The sequence below is a fragment of the Umezawaea endophytica genome (genome assembly GCF_025061645.1).
Classification (GTDB): domain Bacteria; phylum Actinomycetota; class Actinomycetes; order Mycobacteriales; family Pseudonocardiaceae; genus Umezawaea; species Umezawaea endophytica.
Genome location: NZ_JANYMP010000052.1, coordinates 1 through 13,358 on the forward strand (window position 1 = coordinate 1; position 13,358 = coordinate 13,358).

Annotated in this window: 12 protein-coding genes; 9 read left to right on the plus strand and 3 right to left on the minus strand. The window is 71.4% G+C overall.

The window, feature by feature from the left end:
- The first annotated feature begins 425 nt into the window (after positions 1–425).
- The 3 genes from NZH93_RS48345 (at position 426) to NZH93_RS48355 (ending at position 5,259) form a co-directional block, all read left to right on the plus strand.
- Entirely contained in the window at positions 426–548 is a 123-nt protein-coding gene (locus NZH93_RS48345; RefSeq protein ID WP_259630136.1) for a hypothetical protein, read from the plus strand.
- Between the two features lie 26 nt (positions 549–574).
- On the plus strand, positions 575–2,143 hold the full coding sequence (locus NZH93_RS48350) for a deoxyguanosinetriphosphate triphosphohydrolase family protein (RefSeq protein WP_259630137.1): 1,569 nt from the start codon (positions 575–577) through the stop codon (positions 2,141–2,143).
- Between the two features lie 359 nt (positions 2,144–2,502).
- Complete coding sequence (locus tag NZH93_RS48355; RefSeq protein WP_259630138.1) at positions 2,503–5,259, plus strand: S8 family serine peptidase; 2,757 nt, start codon at positions 2,503–2,505, stop codon at positions 5,257–5,259.
- A gap of 109 nt (positions 5,260–5,368) precedes the next feature.
- Here the strand turns inward: NZH93_RS48355 and NZH93_RS48360 are convergent, their stop codons facing one another.
- On the minus strand, positions 5,369–6,187 hold the full coding sequence (locus tag NZH93_RS48360) for a hypothetical protein (RefSeq protein ID WP_259630139.1): 819 nt from the start codon (positions 6,185–6,187) through the stop codon (positions 5,369–5,371).
- A gap of 482 nt (positions 6,188–6,669) precedes the next feature.
- On the opposite strand from NZH93_RS48360, the gene NZH93_RS48365 reads away from it, so the two are divergent.
- Positions 6,670–7,254, plus strand: coding sequence for a hypothetical protein (locus tag NZH93_RS48365; RefSeq protein WP_259630140.1), 585 nt, complete (start codon positions 6,670–6,672; stop codon positions 7,252–7,254).
- On the plus strand, positions 7,251–7,913 hold the full coding sequence (locus tag NZH93_RS48370; protein ID WP_259630141.1) for an acVLRF1 family peptidyl-tRNA hydrolase: 663 nt from the start codon (positions 7,251–7,253) through the stop codon (positions 7,911–7,913). The genes NZH93_RS48365 and NZH93_RS48370 overlap by 4 nt, the downstream gene beginning before the upstream one ends.
- Positions 7,914–8,006: 93 nt before the next feature.
- Here the strand turns inward: NZH93_RS48370 and NZH93_RS48375 are convergent, their stop codons facing one another.
- On the minus strand, positions 8,007–8,408 hold the full coding sequence (locus NZH93_RS48375; RefSeq protein WP_259630142.1) for a hypothetical protein: 402 nt from the start codon (positions 8,406–8,408) through the stop codon (positions 8,007–8,009).
- Positions 8,409–8,515: 107 nt separating this feature from the next.
- Between NZH93_RS48375 and NZH93_RS48380 the strand changes: the two genes are divergently transcribed.
- The 3 genes from NZH93_RS48380 to NZH93_RS48390 all read left to right on the plus strand — a co-directional run bounded on the left by NZH93_RS48380 (position 8,516) and on the right by NZH93_RS48390 (position 10,740).
- The gene (locus tag NZH93_RS48380; RefSeq protein WP_443742695.1) at positions 8,516–8,980 is read left to right on the plus strand and encodes a SigE family RNA polymerase sigma factor; all 465 of its coding nucleotides are present in this window, start codon (positions 8,516–8,518) and stop codon (positions 8,978–8,980) included.
- Positions 8,973–9,455: a hypothetical protein gene (locus tag NZH93_RS48385; protein ID WP_259630144.1), complete on the plus strand. Its 483-nt coding sequence runs from the start codon at positions 8,973–8,975 to the stop codon at positions 9,453–9,455. Before NZH93_RS48380 ends, NZH93_RS48385 begins: the two co-directional genes overlap by 8 nt.
- Positions 9,456–9,561: 106 nt before the next feature.
- Positions 9,562–10,740, plus strand: a complete 1,179-nt coding sequence (locus tag NZH93_RS48390; RefSeq protein WP_259630145.1) for a cytochrome P450 — start codon at positions 9,562–9,564, stop codon at positions 10,738–10,740.
- 40 nt (positions 10,741–10,780) lie between these two features.
- On the opposite strand, the gene NZH93_RS48395 is transcribed toward NZH93_RS48390, so the two are convergent.
- The gene (locus NZH93_RS48395; protein WP_259630146.1) at positions 10,781–11,554 is read right to left on the minus strand and encodes an SDR family oxidoreductase; all 774 of its coding nucleotides are present in this window, start codon (positions 11,552–11,554) and stop codon (positions 10,781–10,783) included.
- Between the two features lie 152 nt (positions 11,555–11,706).
- Between NZH93_RS48395 and NZH93_RS48400 the strand changes: the two genes are divergently transcribed.
- Positions 11,707–13,335, plus strand: coding sequence for an ABC-F family ATP-binding cassette domain-containing protein (locus tag NZH93_RS48400; RefSeq protein WP_259630147.1), 1,629 nt, complete (start codon positions 11,707–11,709; stop codon positions 13,333–13,335).
- The last annotated feature ends 23 nt before the right edge of the window (positions 13,336–13,358 follow it).

Below are 13,358 nucleotides of genomic sequence, written 5' to 3' on the forward strand. Positions count from 1 at the left end.
CTGCGGGACAATTTTTCCCTGTGGGGGAGCACTGGTGACGGTGCTCCCCCACAGGGCTTTTTTGCGTTCGACGAACTGGGGGTCCCCCGTTCGTGAAGACCCCCCGATTCACAACCTAGCCGAGGGGTCCGACAGTTTTTTGAGAACTGGTGCTGACGAAGCGTCGGGGGGCGGGGATACGGTCCGGCTCATGGTGGAGAAGCGTGTGGGTGGGCGGGCTTGGGTTGTCGTTTCGGTCACGGCTTCGGTGGATGGGCGGGTGACGCTCAGTCGGTCTGAGCGGTTGCTCGACGTGGACGTGGATCGGCGGTGGAAGGCGGGTTGGGCGGCGGACGCCGGTGAGGTGCTGGAGCGGCGGTCTGCCTTGATCGAGCAGCGGTGTCGGCCGACGGTCGTGCTGGAGGGCAGTGGGACCTTCGTGGCCGATGAGGGTCGGGCCGCTGGACCTGCCTGAGGCGGACGCGGGCGCTGAGGAGCTGTGGGTGGTGGGTGTCGAGGTCGGTGCTCACGGCACGGTCTGGTCCCACTACGAGGTCGTGGCGGAGTAGGCCGTTCGGTCGTCTACCGTTTCGGCATGGAGAGCGAACCACTCGACCCCCGCACGGCTCGCAGGTCCGGCGCGGTGGGCACGTCGCCCGCGGACCTGGCGTCCAGCCCGTTCCGGGCGGACCGGGACCGGGTGGCGAGTTCGCCGTTCTTCGCGCGGCTCGGAGGCGTGACGCAGGTCGTCAGCTCCACCGGGTCGGGCCTGCTGGTGCACAACCGGCTCACGCACAGCCTGAAGGTGGCGCAAGCCGCGCGGGCGATCGCGGAACGGCTGTGCGCGCGGCCCGAACTGGTGGGGGTGCTGGACAAGCTCGGCGGGTGCGACCCGGACGTGGTGGAGGCCGCCGCGCTGGCGCACGACCTCGGCCACCCGCCGTTCGGGCACCTCGGCGAGCAGGTGCTGGACCGGATCGCCCGGCACCGGCTTGGCCTGGCGGACGGGTTCGAGGGGAACGCGCAGTCGTTCCGGATAGTGACGACGACCGACGTGCGCGGGCCCGCCGCCGTCGGACTGGACCTGACCGTCGCCGTGCGGGCGGCGATGCTGAAGTACCCGTGGACCCGGCTGTCCCACCCGGACCCGCACCCGCGGGAGATGGCGGCCCCGCCGCGCGGGGCGTCCGAGCCGTCGGACGGGCCGGGGACCGGGGCGGCGAAGTTCTCCGCCTACGTGACGGAACTGGAAGACCTGGTGCAGGCCCGGGCCCCCTACGAAGGCCGGGTCGAGGACTGGCAGCAGACCGTCGAGGCGTCGGTCATGGACACGGCGGACGACATCGCGTACGCCATCCACGACCTGGAGGACTTCCACCGGGTGGGCGTGCTCCAGCACGCGACCGTCGCGGCCGAACTGGGGACGTGGCTGAACGAGGGGCTGGAACTGGCCGGGCTCTCGCGGGCGGAACTCGCCGAGCAGCAGCGGAGGCCGGGGCGGTCGCTGGAGTCGTTGCGGCGGCGGCTGCACGCGAAGGACTCGTGGGCGGTCGACGACGACGCGTTCGCGGCCGCGGTGGCGAAGGTCCGGGCCGAACTCGTGGACGGGTTGCTGTCCGTGCCGTTCGACGGGTCGGTCGAGGCCGAGCAGGCCGTCGCCGGGTTCTCCGCGCGGTGGACGCGCCGACTGGTCGACGCGGTCGGGGTCGTGGAGGAGCCGACGACGCGGTCGGGGCACGTGGTGCTGGCCGTCCCGCAGTGGCACGAGGTGCAGGTGCTGAAGTTCGTGCACCGGCGTTTCGTCCTGTTGCGCCCGGATTTGGCCCTGCACCAACGAGGTCAGGCCCGGTTGATCACGGCGCTGGTCGAAGCGCTCGAGCAGTGGGTGACCGACCGGCACGAGTCGGACCGGCTGCCGCGCCGCCTGCACGACCTGGTGGAGCTCGCCGAGACCGAGTACGCGGTGCTCGCCCGCACCGACCCGCGCGCGCTCATCGGCGCGACCGGTGAAGCGCCGACGGGGAAGGACGCGGTGCGCGCGCTCGCACGGGGTCGCGCGGTCGTCGACTTCGTCGCTTCGCTGACGGACAACCAGGCCGCCGCGCTGCTCGACGCGTTGTCCGGTCGGACAGGTCAGTTGTGGACGGACGCCTTCGTCCTGTGAAAGCCCCGCATCCCCCCGCACACCAGGGGTGAAGTCCCCGTGGGGATTCCCCGCGACAGCGCAAGGCGGATCCCGCGGTGCGCCCGGTCGTCGGAACGCGTGCCGCCGTTCGGGCGTGTGGACAGTGTCCTGTCGTGCGCAAACGCAGTGTGAACGGTCAACTGTTGGGTGGCCCGCGTACTGAGACGTCCTCCAAACGGACGCTGACCGTATCCGGTTGGGCACAATACGTTGGCGCGGCCGGTTCGATCCGGCTCACAGGCCGCGTGCGTCGGGGCACGCTCAATTCGGGGGAGACGCCCGTGCGCTCACCGCTGCACCGTTCACGAAGAAGGTCCCTCATCGCCGCCGGTACGGCGATGTTGTTGGCAACGTTGGGTTCCATCACCCCCGCCCAGGCCGCTCCGGTCAAGGCGGGCAAGGACTTCTCCGACGTGACGGCGAAGCAGATCGCCGCACTCCAGGACATCAAGAAGTCCGTGACCAAGGCCGAGTCCAAAGTGGACAGCGCGCTCGTCGTCGAGCAGCGCCGCCGCTCCTCGGTCGGCACCATGTCCAAGCTGCCGGACCTGAAGACCGGGGTCGAGGTGCAGGCCGGTGACACCGTCCTGGTCGACATCCGCGCCGAGAAGGTCGGCGACGAACTCCTGAACGCGATCCGCGGCGGGGGAGGCGGCATCAGGTCGTTCTCCGTCGAGGGCGCGACGGTGCGGGCGCAGATCCCGCTGTCGCAGATCAGCCAGCTCGCCGAGCGCGGCGACGTCAAGCGGGTCGAGGCGGCCGTGGGCGCGATGACCGCGCACCTCGACAAGACCAAGACCACCAAGAGCAAGAAGCCGCGCGCCGAGCTGTCCAAGGACGCCAAGGCCAAGCAGGTCGAGGCCAAGGCGCGCCAGGCGCTCATCTCCGTGCAGGCCGTGAAGACCGGTGAGGGCGACCGCGCCCACGCCGCCGACACCGCCCGCGCGCAGTTCCACGTCACCGGCACCGGCGTGAAGCTCTGCGCCCTGTCCGACGGCATCGGCTCGCTCGTCGCCTCGCAGGCCGCGGGTGAACTGCCCGCCGTCGACGTGCTCACCGGCCAGGCGGGCTCCGGCGACGAGGGCACCGCGATGCTGGAGATCCTCCACGACATCGCGCCCAACGCCGAGCTGGGCTTCGCCACCGCGTTCAACGGCGACGCCAGCTTCGCCGACAACATCAAGGGCCTGCGCTTCCAGCTCGGCTGCGACATCATCGTCGACGACGTCCTGTACTTCAACGAGTCGCCGTTCCAGGACGGCATCATCGCCCGCGCGGTCGACGCGGTCACCGCCGACGGCGCGGTGTACTTCTCGTCCGCGGGCAACGAGGGCAACGTCGCGGAAGGGACCTCCGGCCACTGGGAGGGCAACTTCGTCGACTCCGGCGTCAGCATCGGCAAGTTCGCGGGCTCGGCCCACGACTTCGACCCGAACCCGAACGCCAAGCAGGTGTTCAACCCGCTGTCGAACAACTCCGGCGGCGTCCCGGTCACGCTGTTCTGGTCCGACCCGCTCGGCCAGTCCGCCAACGACTACGACCTCTACGTGACCAACTCACAGGGCGCGGTCGTGGCGTTCAGCCAGAACCCGCAGGAAGGCACGCAGGACCCCTACGAGCGGGTCAACACCCCCACCTCCGGTTCGGGTCTGCGCCTCGCGGTCGTCAAGTTCCGCGGTGAGGACCGCTACCTCGCGCTGTCCGCGCTGGGCGGTCGCTTCAAGGACTCCTCCGACGGCCTCAAGAAGTTCGTCACGCCCGGCGTGACCCGCGGCCACTCGGCCGCCAAGGGCGCCATCAGCGTCGCCGCGGCCCCGGCCGCCTCCGCGCTCCCGTTCGACCTGGAGCCCGGTGACCCGGCGAACCCGGCGGGCCCGTACCCCGGCACCTTCTCCTCCGCGTCCAAGCTGGAGCGGTTCACCTCCGACGGCCCGCGCAAGGTGTTCTTCAAGGCCGACGGCACCCCCGGCGCCGAGACCCGGCAGAAGCCGGACCTCACCGCCGCCGACGGCGTCGCCACCAGCGTGAGCGGCTTCAACCCGTTCTTCGGCACCTCGGCCGCCGCGCCGAACGCCGCCGCCATCGCGGGCCTGATCCTGTCCGGCAACCCGACGCTCACCCCGGCCGAGATCAAGGAAGCCCTCACGGCGACCGCGATCGACATCGCCGAGCCCGGCACGGACAACCGCTCCGGTGTCGGCGTCGTGCTCGCGGACCGCGCGCTGTCCTACACGGGCGCCAGCCCGCAGGCCCTCGCGACGGCCCAGAAGCCGACGATCGTCAACGACGCCGACGGCAGCCAGTACCTGAAGCCGGGCACCACCTCCACGGTCACCGTGCCGGTGCTCAACTCCGGTGACGGCACCGCCGCGTCCACCAGCGTCGTCCTCTCCACGCCCACCGCGGGCGTGACGATCGCGCCGAGGTCCAAGTCCTACGGCAACATCGAGGTCGGCCAGACCGTCACCAACACCTTCAAGGTGACCATCCCGGCGGCGTTCGTCCCCGGTGACCAGGTCAAGCTCGACGCCCGCGTCACGTTCGCGGGCTCCACGTCGCCCACGACGAAGTCGTTCCAGCTCGGCGTCGGCGAGCCGTCGCGCGAGTTCAAGCACTTCGCCTACAGCGGCGCCCCCATCGCGATCCCGGACAACAGCACCGTCGGTGCGACCGTCCAGCTCCCGGTGACCGGTGTCGGCCGGGCGTCCAAGGTGACGTTCTCCATCGACGGCGACACCTGCTCGACCGCCGACGCGTCGCCCACGGTCGGCATCGACCACACGTTCGTCGGTGACCTGGTCGGCACGCTGACCTCGCCGACGGGTGCGACGGCCACGCTGTTCTCGCGTTCCGGCTCGGGCGGCAACAACCTCTGCAAGGTCGTCTTCGACGACAGCGCGGCGGCGTCGTTCTCCACCGTGACGTCGGCTCAGGCGCCGTTCACCGGCACCTGGAAGCCGTCCTCGGGCACGCTCGGGTCGCTGACCTCCGGGTCGGCCGACGGCACCTGGACGTTCAAGGTCGTCGACGCCGCGGGCACCGACGTGGGCTCCGTGCGGGCCGTCTCGCTGCACCTCGCCGGCTACGTGTCCTAGTTCGGCCTGTGGTGGCCCCTGACGCGTCGGGGGCCACCACACGGTCACTTCACACGAGAACGGCCCCCGCTGGGCAGCGGGGGCCGTTCTCGTGCGCGCGGGGGACCGGCTACTTGGGCCACTCCCAGCGGACGCCGAACACGCCGGGACCGAAGCCCAGCGCCACGGCGTGCACGCCACCGGCGTTGTCGAGCGTGAGGTTGCGGCGACGCGACGGCGTCTCGTCACCGGCGGGCAGGCTGTACTGCTGGCAGCGGGCGGGCAGGTTCGACTGGTCGAACCGGACCTCGATCACGTACTCGCGCACGGGCAGCCGGAACTTGCGCGCGAAGGAGTTGTTGCCCGCGGGGTAGTGCCCCTCGGGGAAGACCAGTTCGTACTCCATGATGATGGTCTCGCCCCGCGCCAGGGGGCGGTCGAACATCATCTCGGCGACCATGATGTTGACGTCGGTGTCCTCGGCGACCCGGCCGAGGTGGCAGTTGCGGAGGTTCGCGACCTCCGGCAGCACGTCCTTGTCCTCGGTCTCGAACACCAGCGCCCAGCGGTCCGGGCCGTCCTGCTCGGCGCGCAGGATCTGCCGCACCCAGATCGACTTCTGGCCACCGTCGGCGGCGATCTCGATGCGGTCGTGCTGGCTGATCCGCCCGAGCTTGACGTCGGACGTCGTGTCCACCTTGGTGAGCAGGTCGGCGACCCGCTCACGACCCGCCCAGAGCGCGTCGATGGGCATCATCGTGGTGGGGCGGCAACGCCTGCCGCGTGGACGAGGTGGCCCGAGCAGGGCGGACAGGCCCGCCTGCGGGACACCCAGGACGGATTCGAGATGCCGCAGCGCTTCCAGCGACTCGGGTCGTTCGGGTCGACGTCGACCCGACTGCCAGTAGCTGAGCGTGGCGACGCTGATGGTGACCCCGCGCAGGCCCAAGCGGTGCTGGATGCGGTCCAGGCTGAGCCGACTCGCTTTGATCGCCGCTCTCAGGGCCTCGGGAAACGGTCCCGTGGTCAGGAGCTGCGCCAGACTGCCGTGGCCCGTCGAATCGATGTCTTCGACAGACAGAGTAGGTCGACCGGCAGCGTTGGTCATGGTGACTCCCCGCTGTCATTAGATCACGCCCAAGTGACCCTACCCGCCAACGATTGGTGTTGGTGGCGACCGGATGGAGTCAATGGTTGGTCCGTACGGGTTACACGCTTTCTCTGTGGATACCTCTCTGTCAAGTGGTGATCGTTGGTACTTCGCCCAGTGTGAACCCGCCGGTAACATTCTGCACGAGGCGCCGGATGAGTGGGAAAACCCCCTTCGGTGTCGGTTGTGCCGTCGTGGTGGCCCGGTGCCGAGCGGGCCGGGCCACCAGCGACCGGCCACCTACTGGCGACGCCCGATCGGGTGGCTCTACTGTGTCGACGGTGACTTCGGGCCAGGATTTCGCCGCAGGAAGCCGCGAGCCGGAGGACGTGCTCGTCGAGGTCGCGCGCGCTGTGCTCGGTCCTGGTGACCACCGGATCCTGGACCTCATGGACGTGACCCTCCAGCCGTACGGCCGGGTGGTGGACGTGGTGCGCGCCAGCGACGACCTCGTCCCGCGACTGGCCCACGAGAACGCCCTCGACCAGGCCTTCCTGCTCGCCCGCAAGGTCCTCCGGCCCGGTGGCATCCTGGTCGCCGCCGTCCCCGAGCTGGACCGGCTGAGCAGGCTCCGGCCGATCACGGCCCCGCCGAAGGTGATCGGCCGCGGCGAGAGCCGCCAGGTGACCGTGCAGTTGTGGGACTGGTCGAACGACGGCGAGTCCTACGAGCTGGAGGTCGTCCAGTTCGAACGCGTGCTGGGGGCCTGGCAAATCGCGTCCTCGGTCGCGACCCGGCATCGCGTCCTGACCCCGGAGCAGATGGCCGAGCAGTTCGCGCTCGCCGGTTTCGGCGCCGTCCAGCGGCTCCTGCCCGGTGAGAGCGGCCACCCGCTGCCGGTCTGGGTCGCGGTGGCCCCCGCTTGAGCCGCGTCCGCGCGGTCGCGGGCGGCGGCCGGGCGGTCGAGGTCGAGCCCGAGCGGCTCGCGGGCTGGTTCGACCGGTTCTCCTCCCGGCACTGCGGGGTGTCCCGCACGGTGGTCGACGGCGACCACCTGGTGGTCCACGCCGTCGACGGGACGCGGGCCGAGGTGGACGTCCCGTTCCCGCCGCTGGCCGAACCGACGATCGCCGGACTGGTCGAGCACGCGCTCGTCCCCCGGCGGATCGGACTGCTGCTGGTGCGGCTCGGCGGGCACAGCGTCGGGATCGCGGTGAACGGGGTCGTGGAGGCGTCGACCACCGACAGCCGCCAGGTGCACGGGCGCAACCGGGCGGGCGGGTGGTCGCAGCAGCGGTTCGCCCGGCGCCGGGAGGGGCAGGCGCGGGTGGCGCTGGAGGCCGCCGCCGCGGACGCCGTCCGCGTGCTGGCGCCCGAGGTGGACTCGCTGGACGCCGTGGTGCTCGGCGGTGACCGGCAGGCGCTCGACGTGCTGCGGGCCGACCGGCGGCTCGCCGCGGTATTCGCCAAGGCGGGGGAGCGGGTCCTCGACGTCGCCGAACCGCGCCGCGCGGTGCTCGACGAGGCGGCGGTGCGGGCGCGGGCCGTGGAGGTCGTGGTCCGGGCACCCGAGGCGCTCGGCTGACCGCTCCGGGAAGAGCCGGAAATCGGGTGCAACCCGTGCGGCGGCCCATCGCATGGATAGGGGTGAGGGCGGCGAACGCGCCGCCCGCGAACCCTAGGAGCAGCAAGTGCGCAAACGACTCGTTGTGGTGGCCGGTGCCGTGGTGCTCGGCGGGCTCGGCATCGCCGTCCCCACGATCGCGCTGGCCTCCGGCGGCGGAGAGCCGGCGCCCGCGCCCTCGTCGACCTCCAGGCCGGTGCCGACGACGCCCGCGTCGACCTCGAAGCCGGTGCAGGTCACGCCGCTCCCGTCGGCGCCGGTGGAGGTGACCCCGATGCCGTCGGCACCGGTGGAGGTCTCGCCGGGGCCGTCGTCGTCGGCCGCGCCCGTGGAGGTGACGCCGATGCCGCCCGTGGCCACGAGCCCCGCCCAGTCGACGCCGCCGGTACCGTCGTCCGCGCGCCCGGCCCCGACGACCACGGTCGCGACCTCCCCGGCGGTCTCGTACCCCGCCACCACCGCTCCGTCCACCACCAGCCGCTGAGCGGGAGAGCACCACACGCGTGACCGACCCGACCTGGAACGCCGAGTTCACCCGGCACTTCGACCTCACCGCCGATTCGATGCGCTTCACGGCCTACCTGCTGTGCGGCAACTGGCACGAGGCCGAAGACGTGGTGCAGGCCGCCTTCTTGAAGCTGTACCTGGCAGGGCCGAAGCTGGCCAGGCGGGACGGCTTGACGGCCTACACCCGCAAGATCGTGGTGCGCACGTTCATCGGTGAGCGCAGGCGGATGCGGTGGCGGCGCGAGAAGCTGACGGACTCCCCGCCGGAGATGCCCTCCGGCGGGGAGCACATCGAGGACCGGCTCGTCGTGTGGCAGGCGATGTCGGTCCTCGGTGCCCGTCAGCGCGCCGTGCTGGTGCTGAGGTTCTGGCACGACCTGAGCGTCGAGGAGACCGCCTCGGCCCTCGGGTGCACGACGGGGACGGTCAAGAGCCAGAGCGCCCGAGGCGTGGCGACGCTCCGCCAACGCCTCGGGCCCCAGTACGCCGATCTGTGGCAGGAGGTGTCTCGCCGTGCGTGAGGACGACCTGAAGAGCACCTTCGAGCAGTTGCGCGCGGCCCCGATGCCGGTGCGGGGGCTCACGGCCGACGACATCATCAGCAGCGGTGAGGCGGTCCGGAAGAGGCGGCGCACGATGGCCGTCGTCGGCAGCGGCGTCGGGACGACCGCGGTCGTGGTGGCCGCCGTGCTGGCGCTGGCGCTCAAGCCCGGTGCCCCGCCGACCGGCCCCGTCGACCCCGCCGGGCCGTCGAGCACCACGTCGGTCCGGACGTCCGTCGAGGTCACGCCGCCCGCGGCGCCGTCGTCCACCCCGCCGGTCGAGCCGTCATCGTCGAAGCAGGTGCCGCCCGCCCCGATGACGACCGCGCCCACCACGACAACCCCCATCGAGTCCCCGAACAGCACGTCCTCATCCCGCGAACCGATGGTGTCGAGCACGACGAACACCGGGACTACGCCCATCGGCAGTGAGTCCGTCGCGGTGACCCGCTAGCCCTCCGCCGCTCGGCCCGGTGTTTGCCGCGCGCCCGGATTACGGATACCGTCATCATCCAGATGATCTAAGCATCTGAATCGACGTCGTCCAACCGGGAGCACCCATGTCCACCCCCGAGATCGACCTCAGCGACCCCGACGTCGTGCGCGACCCGTTCACCTCGTACGGGGACGCTCGGGAAGCCTCGCCGCTCGCGAAGATCCTGATCCCCGGCATGAACCCGCTGTGGGCGCTGACCCGGCACGCCGACGCGCGAGCCGTGCTCGGCGACCCGCGGTTCGAGATCAACGCCGACAGCTTCATCCGCCCGCCCGGCATCCCCGAGCACTGCCTGAAATACCTGCGGACCATGTCCGAGATGAACGGTCCCGAGCACACCAGGCTGCGCAGGCTGGTGTCGCCCGCGTTCACCGCGCGCCGGGCCGCGGAGTTCCGCGCGCGTATCGAGCCGATCGTCGACGGCCTGCTCGACGACCTGCCGTCGCACGTCGAGGACGGGTCGGTGGACCTGCTGCGGCACTTCGCGTGGCTGCTGCCGATCGACGTGATCTGCGAACTGGTCGGCATCCCGCCGGAGGACCGGCCCGCGTGGCGGGAGCACGCGGCGAACATCGCGGCGGGCTACGGCCAGGGGTTCGCCGACGCGATCCCCGCGGTGATGGCGGGCGCGGAGGCCGCCGTGGCGAGCCGTCGCGACGCGCCGGACGGCGACCTCCTCGCGGACCTCATCCGGGTGCGCGACGCCGACGGCGACCGGTTGAGCGAGGCGGAACTGGTCACGCTGGTGTGGCACCTGGTCCTCGCGGGGCAGACGCCCGCGAACCTGATCCCGAACGCGGTGCTGGCCCTGCACGACCACCCGGCCCAGTCGGCGGCGCTGCGGGCCGACGAGTCACTCATGCCGCGCGCCGTCGAGGAGCTGATCCGCTGGTCCGGCCCGACCCTCCTGGCGGTCCCGCGCTACGCCACCGAGGACGTCGAGCTGTTCGGCACCCTCGTGCACAAGGGCGAGGCGGTCACGGCCGTCGTGGCCGCCGCGAACCACGACCCCCGCGCGTACACCGCGCCCGACGAACTGGACATCACCCGCCCGTCCGGCACCGGCCACCTGGGCTTCGGCCACGGCCCGCACTTCTGCCTCGGCGCCTCGCTGGCCAAGGTGCAGACCGAGGCGGCGCTCTCCGCGCTGCTGCGCCGCTTCCCCGACCTGGCGGTCACGTCGGCGGTCCGCGCCCCGGACCCCGGCACCTGGCGCCTGTCGTCCCTCCGCGTCTCGCTCTGACACCGGAGGCGCCCCTTCGACCGGAGGGGCGCCCCCGGTCTCAGCCGAGGGTGCCGGTGGCGAGCAGGCCGCCGTCCACGCGGACGGTCTCGCCGGTGATCCACGCGGCGGCGTCGGAGGCGAGGAACGCGACCAGCCGGGCCACGTCCTCCGGCGTGCCGAGGCGCTTGAGCGGGTACTGCTGGGACGCCTCCTCCTCGCGGCCGGTGTAGAGGGCCTCGGCGAACCGGGTCTTCACCACGGCGGGCGCGACGGCGTTGACCCGGACCTTGGGTCCTAGCTGCCACGCCAGTTCCTCGGTCAGCCGGATCAGCGCGGCCTTGCTCGCGCCGTACGCGCCGATCGCGCCGGTGGACCGGATCCCGCCCACCGACGCCAGGTTCACGATCGCGCCGCCGTGCTCGGCCATCCACGCCTTCCACACGAGCTGGGTGAAACCCAGTGCCGCCACCACGTTGACGTCGAAGATCTTCCGCACGGCGCCGAGGTCGGCGTCCATCAGCGGGCCGAAGATCGGGTTGATGCCGGTGTTGTTGACCAGCACGTCGATCCGCCCGAACCGCTCCAGCACCGCGGTGACGGCCGACGCGCGGTCGTCGTCGTTGCCCGCGTTGCTCGCCAGCCCGAGCACCCGGTCCTCGGGCACCCCGGTGTCCTCGACCAGCTTCCGCGCGGCCTCGGTGATCGCGTCGGGTTTGCGCCCGGTGATCGCGACCGACGCCCCGAGCGTCAGCAGTTCGTGGGCGATGCCGAAACCGATTCCCCGGCTCGCGCCCGTGACCAGCGCCGTCTTCCCTGCGAACGTTTCCGTCATGGGCGCAAATGTATGCCGGTGCCCACATCTGGCGAATTCGCTCGCGCGCAGCCAGTAGACTGGTGGCGTGGTCATCCTGATCGAGTAGGTCCAGCGCGTGTTCCTCCGCCGACCCCTCTTTTCCGCATGACCACCTCACCTGGAGTTCCGCTGTGATCACGGCTACCAACATCGAGCTGCGCGCGGGTTCGCGCATCCTGCTCTCGGAAGCCAACCTCCGCGTCCAGCCCGGCGACCGCATCGGCCTCGTCGGCCGCAACGGCGCGGGCAAGACGACGTCGCTGCGCGTGCTGGCGGGCGAGGGCCTGCCCTACGGCGGCGACGTGCGCCGCACCGGTGAACTCGGCTACCTGCCGCAGGACCCGCGCGAGGGCGACCTGTCGGTGATCGCGAAGGACCGCGTGCTCTCCGCGCGGGGGCTGGACCAGATCCTGCGGGACATGGAGAAGGTGCAGTCCGCGATGGCGGAACTGGTCGACCCCAAGGAGTTGGACAAGGCCGTCACCCGCTACGGCAAGCTGGAGGACCGCTTCTCCTCGCTCGGCGGGTACGCGGCCGAGAGCGAAGCCGCGCGCATCTGCGCGAACCTCGGCCTGGCGGACCGGATCCTGGCGCAGCCGCTGAGCACGCTGTCCGGCGGCCAGCGCCGCCGCGTCGAGCTGGCGCGCATCCTGTTCGCCGCCTCCGAGGCCGGTGTGGGCGCGAAGTCCAGCACGATCCTGCTGATCGACGAGCCCACGAACCACCTCGACGCCGACTCGATCTCGTGGCTGCGGGGCTTCCTCAAGTCGCACGAGGGCGGCCTCGTCGTGATCAGCCACGACGTGGAGCTGCTCGAGGACGTGGTGAACAAGGTCTGGTTCCTCGACGCCACCCGCGGCGAGGTCGACCTGTACAACATGGGCTGGAAGAAGTACCTCGAAGCCCGCGCGGCGGACGAGAAGCGCCGCCGCCGCGAGCGCGCGAACGCCGAGAAGAAGGCGGGCGTGCTGTTCGCCCAGGCCGACAAGATGCGGGCGAAGGCCACGAAGGCCGTCGCCGCGCAGAACATGGCCAAGCGCGCCGAGAAGATGCTCGCGGGCCTGGACGAGACCCGAGTGGCGGACAAGGTCGCGAAGATCCGCTTCCCGGAGCCCGCCACGTGCGGCAAGACCCCGCTGATGGCGGAGGGCCTGAGCAAGTCCTACGGCTCGCTGGAGATCTTCACCGGCGTCGACCTGGCCATCGACAAGGGCTCGCGGGTCGTCATCCTCGGCCTCAACGGCGCGGGCAAGACGACGCTGCTGCGCCTGCTCGGCCGGATGGAACGGCCGGACGCGGGTTCGCTGATCCCCGGCCACGGCCTGAAGGTCGGCTACTTCGCGCAGGAGCACGAGACGCTCGACCACGACGCCAGCGTGTGGGAGAACATCCGCCACGCGGCCCCGGACACGCAGGAGCAGCAGCTCAGGCAGCTCCTCGGCACGTTCCTGTTCAGCGGTGAGCAGCTCGACCAGCCCGCGGGCACCCTGTCCGGCGGCGAGAAGACCCGGCTCGCGCTCGCGGGCCTCGTCTCCAGCGCCGCGAACGTGCTGCTGCTCGACGAGCCCACGAACAACCTCGACCCGGCCAGCCGCGAGCAGGTGCTGGACGCGCTGCGCCGCTACCAGGGCGCCGTCGTGCTGGTCACGCACGACCCCGGCGCGGTCGAGGCGCTTGAGCCCGAGCGGGTGATCCTGCTCCCGGACGGGACCGAGGACCACTGGTCCGCGGACTACCTGGAACTCGTGCAGTTGGCCTGAGCCAAGGGAAACAGCACTTTTCG

Coding starts and splice junctions, on each gene's coding strand:
- NZH93_RS48355 (WP_259630138.1), top strand. CDS start 2,503: ATGTTGTTGGCAACGTTGGGTTCCATCACCCCCGCCCAGGCCGCTCCG.
- NZH93_RS48390 (WP_259630145.1), top strand. CDS start 9,562: ATGTCCACCCCCGAGATCGACCTCAGCGACCCCGACGTCGTGCGCGAC.
- NZH93_RS48345 (WP_259630136.1), top strand. CDS start 426: ATGAGGGTCGGGCCGCTGGACCTGCCTGAGGCGGACGCGGGCGCTGAG.
- NZH93_RS48350 (WP_259630137.1), top strand. CDS start 575: ATGGAGAGCGAACCACTCGACCCCCGCACGGCTCGCAGGTCCGGCGCG.
- NZH93_RS48395 (WP_259630146.1), bottom strand. CDS start 11,554: ATGACGGAAACGTTCGCAGGGAAGACGGCGCTGGTCACGGGCGCGAGC.
- NZH93_RS48380 (WP_443742695.1), top strand. CDS start 8,516: ATGCGCTTCACGGCCTACCTGCTGTGCGGCAACTGGCACGAGGCCGAA.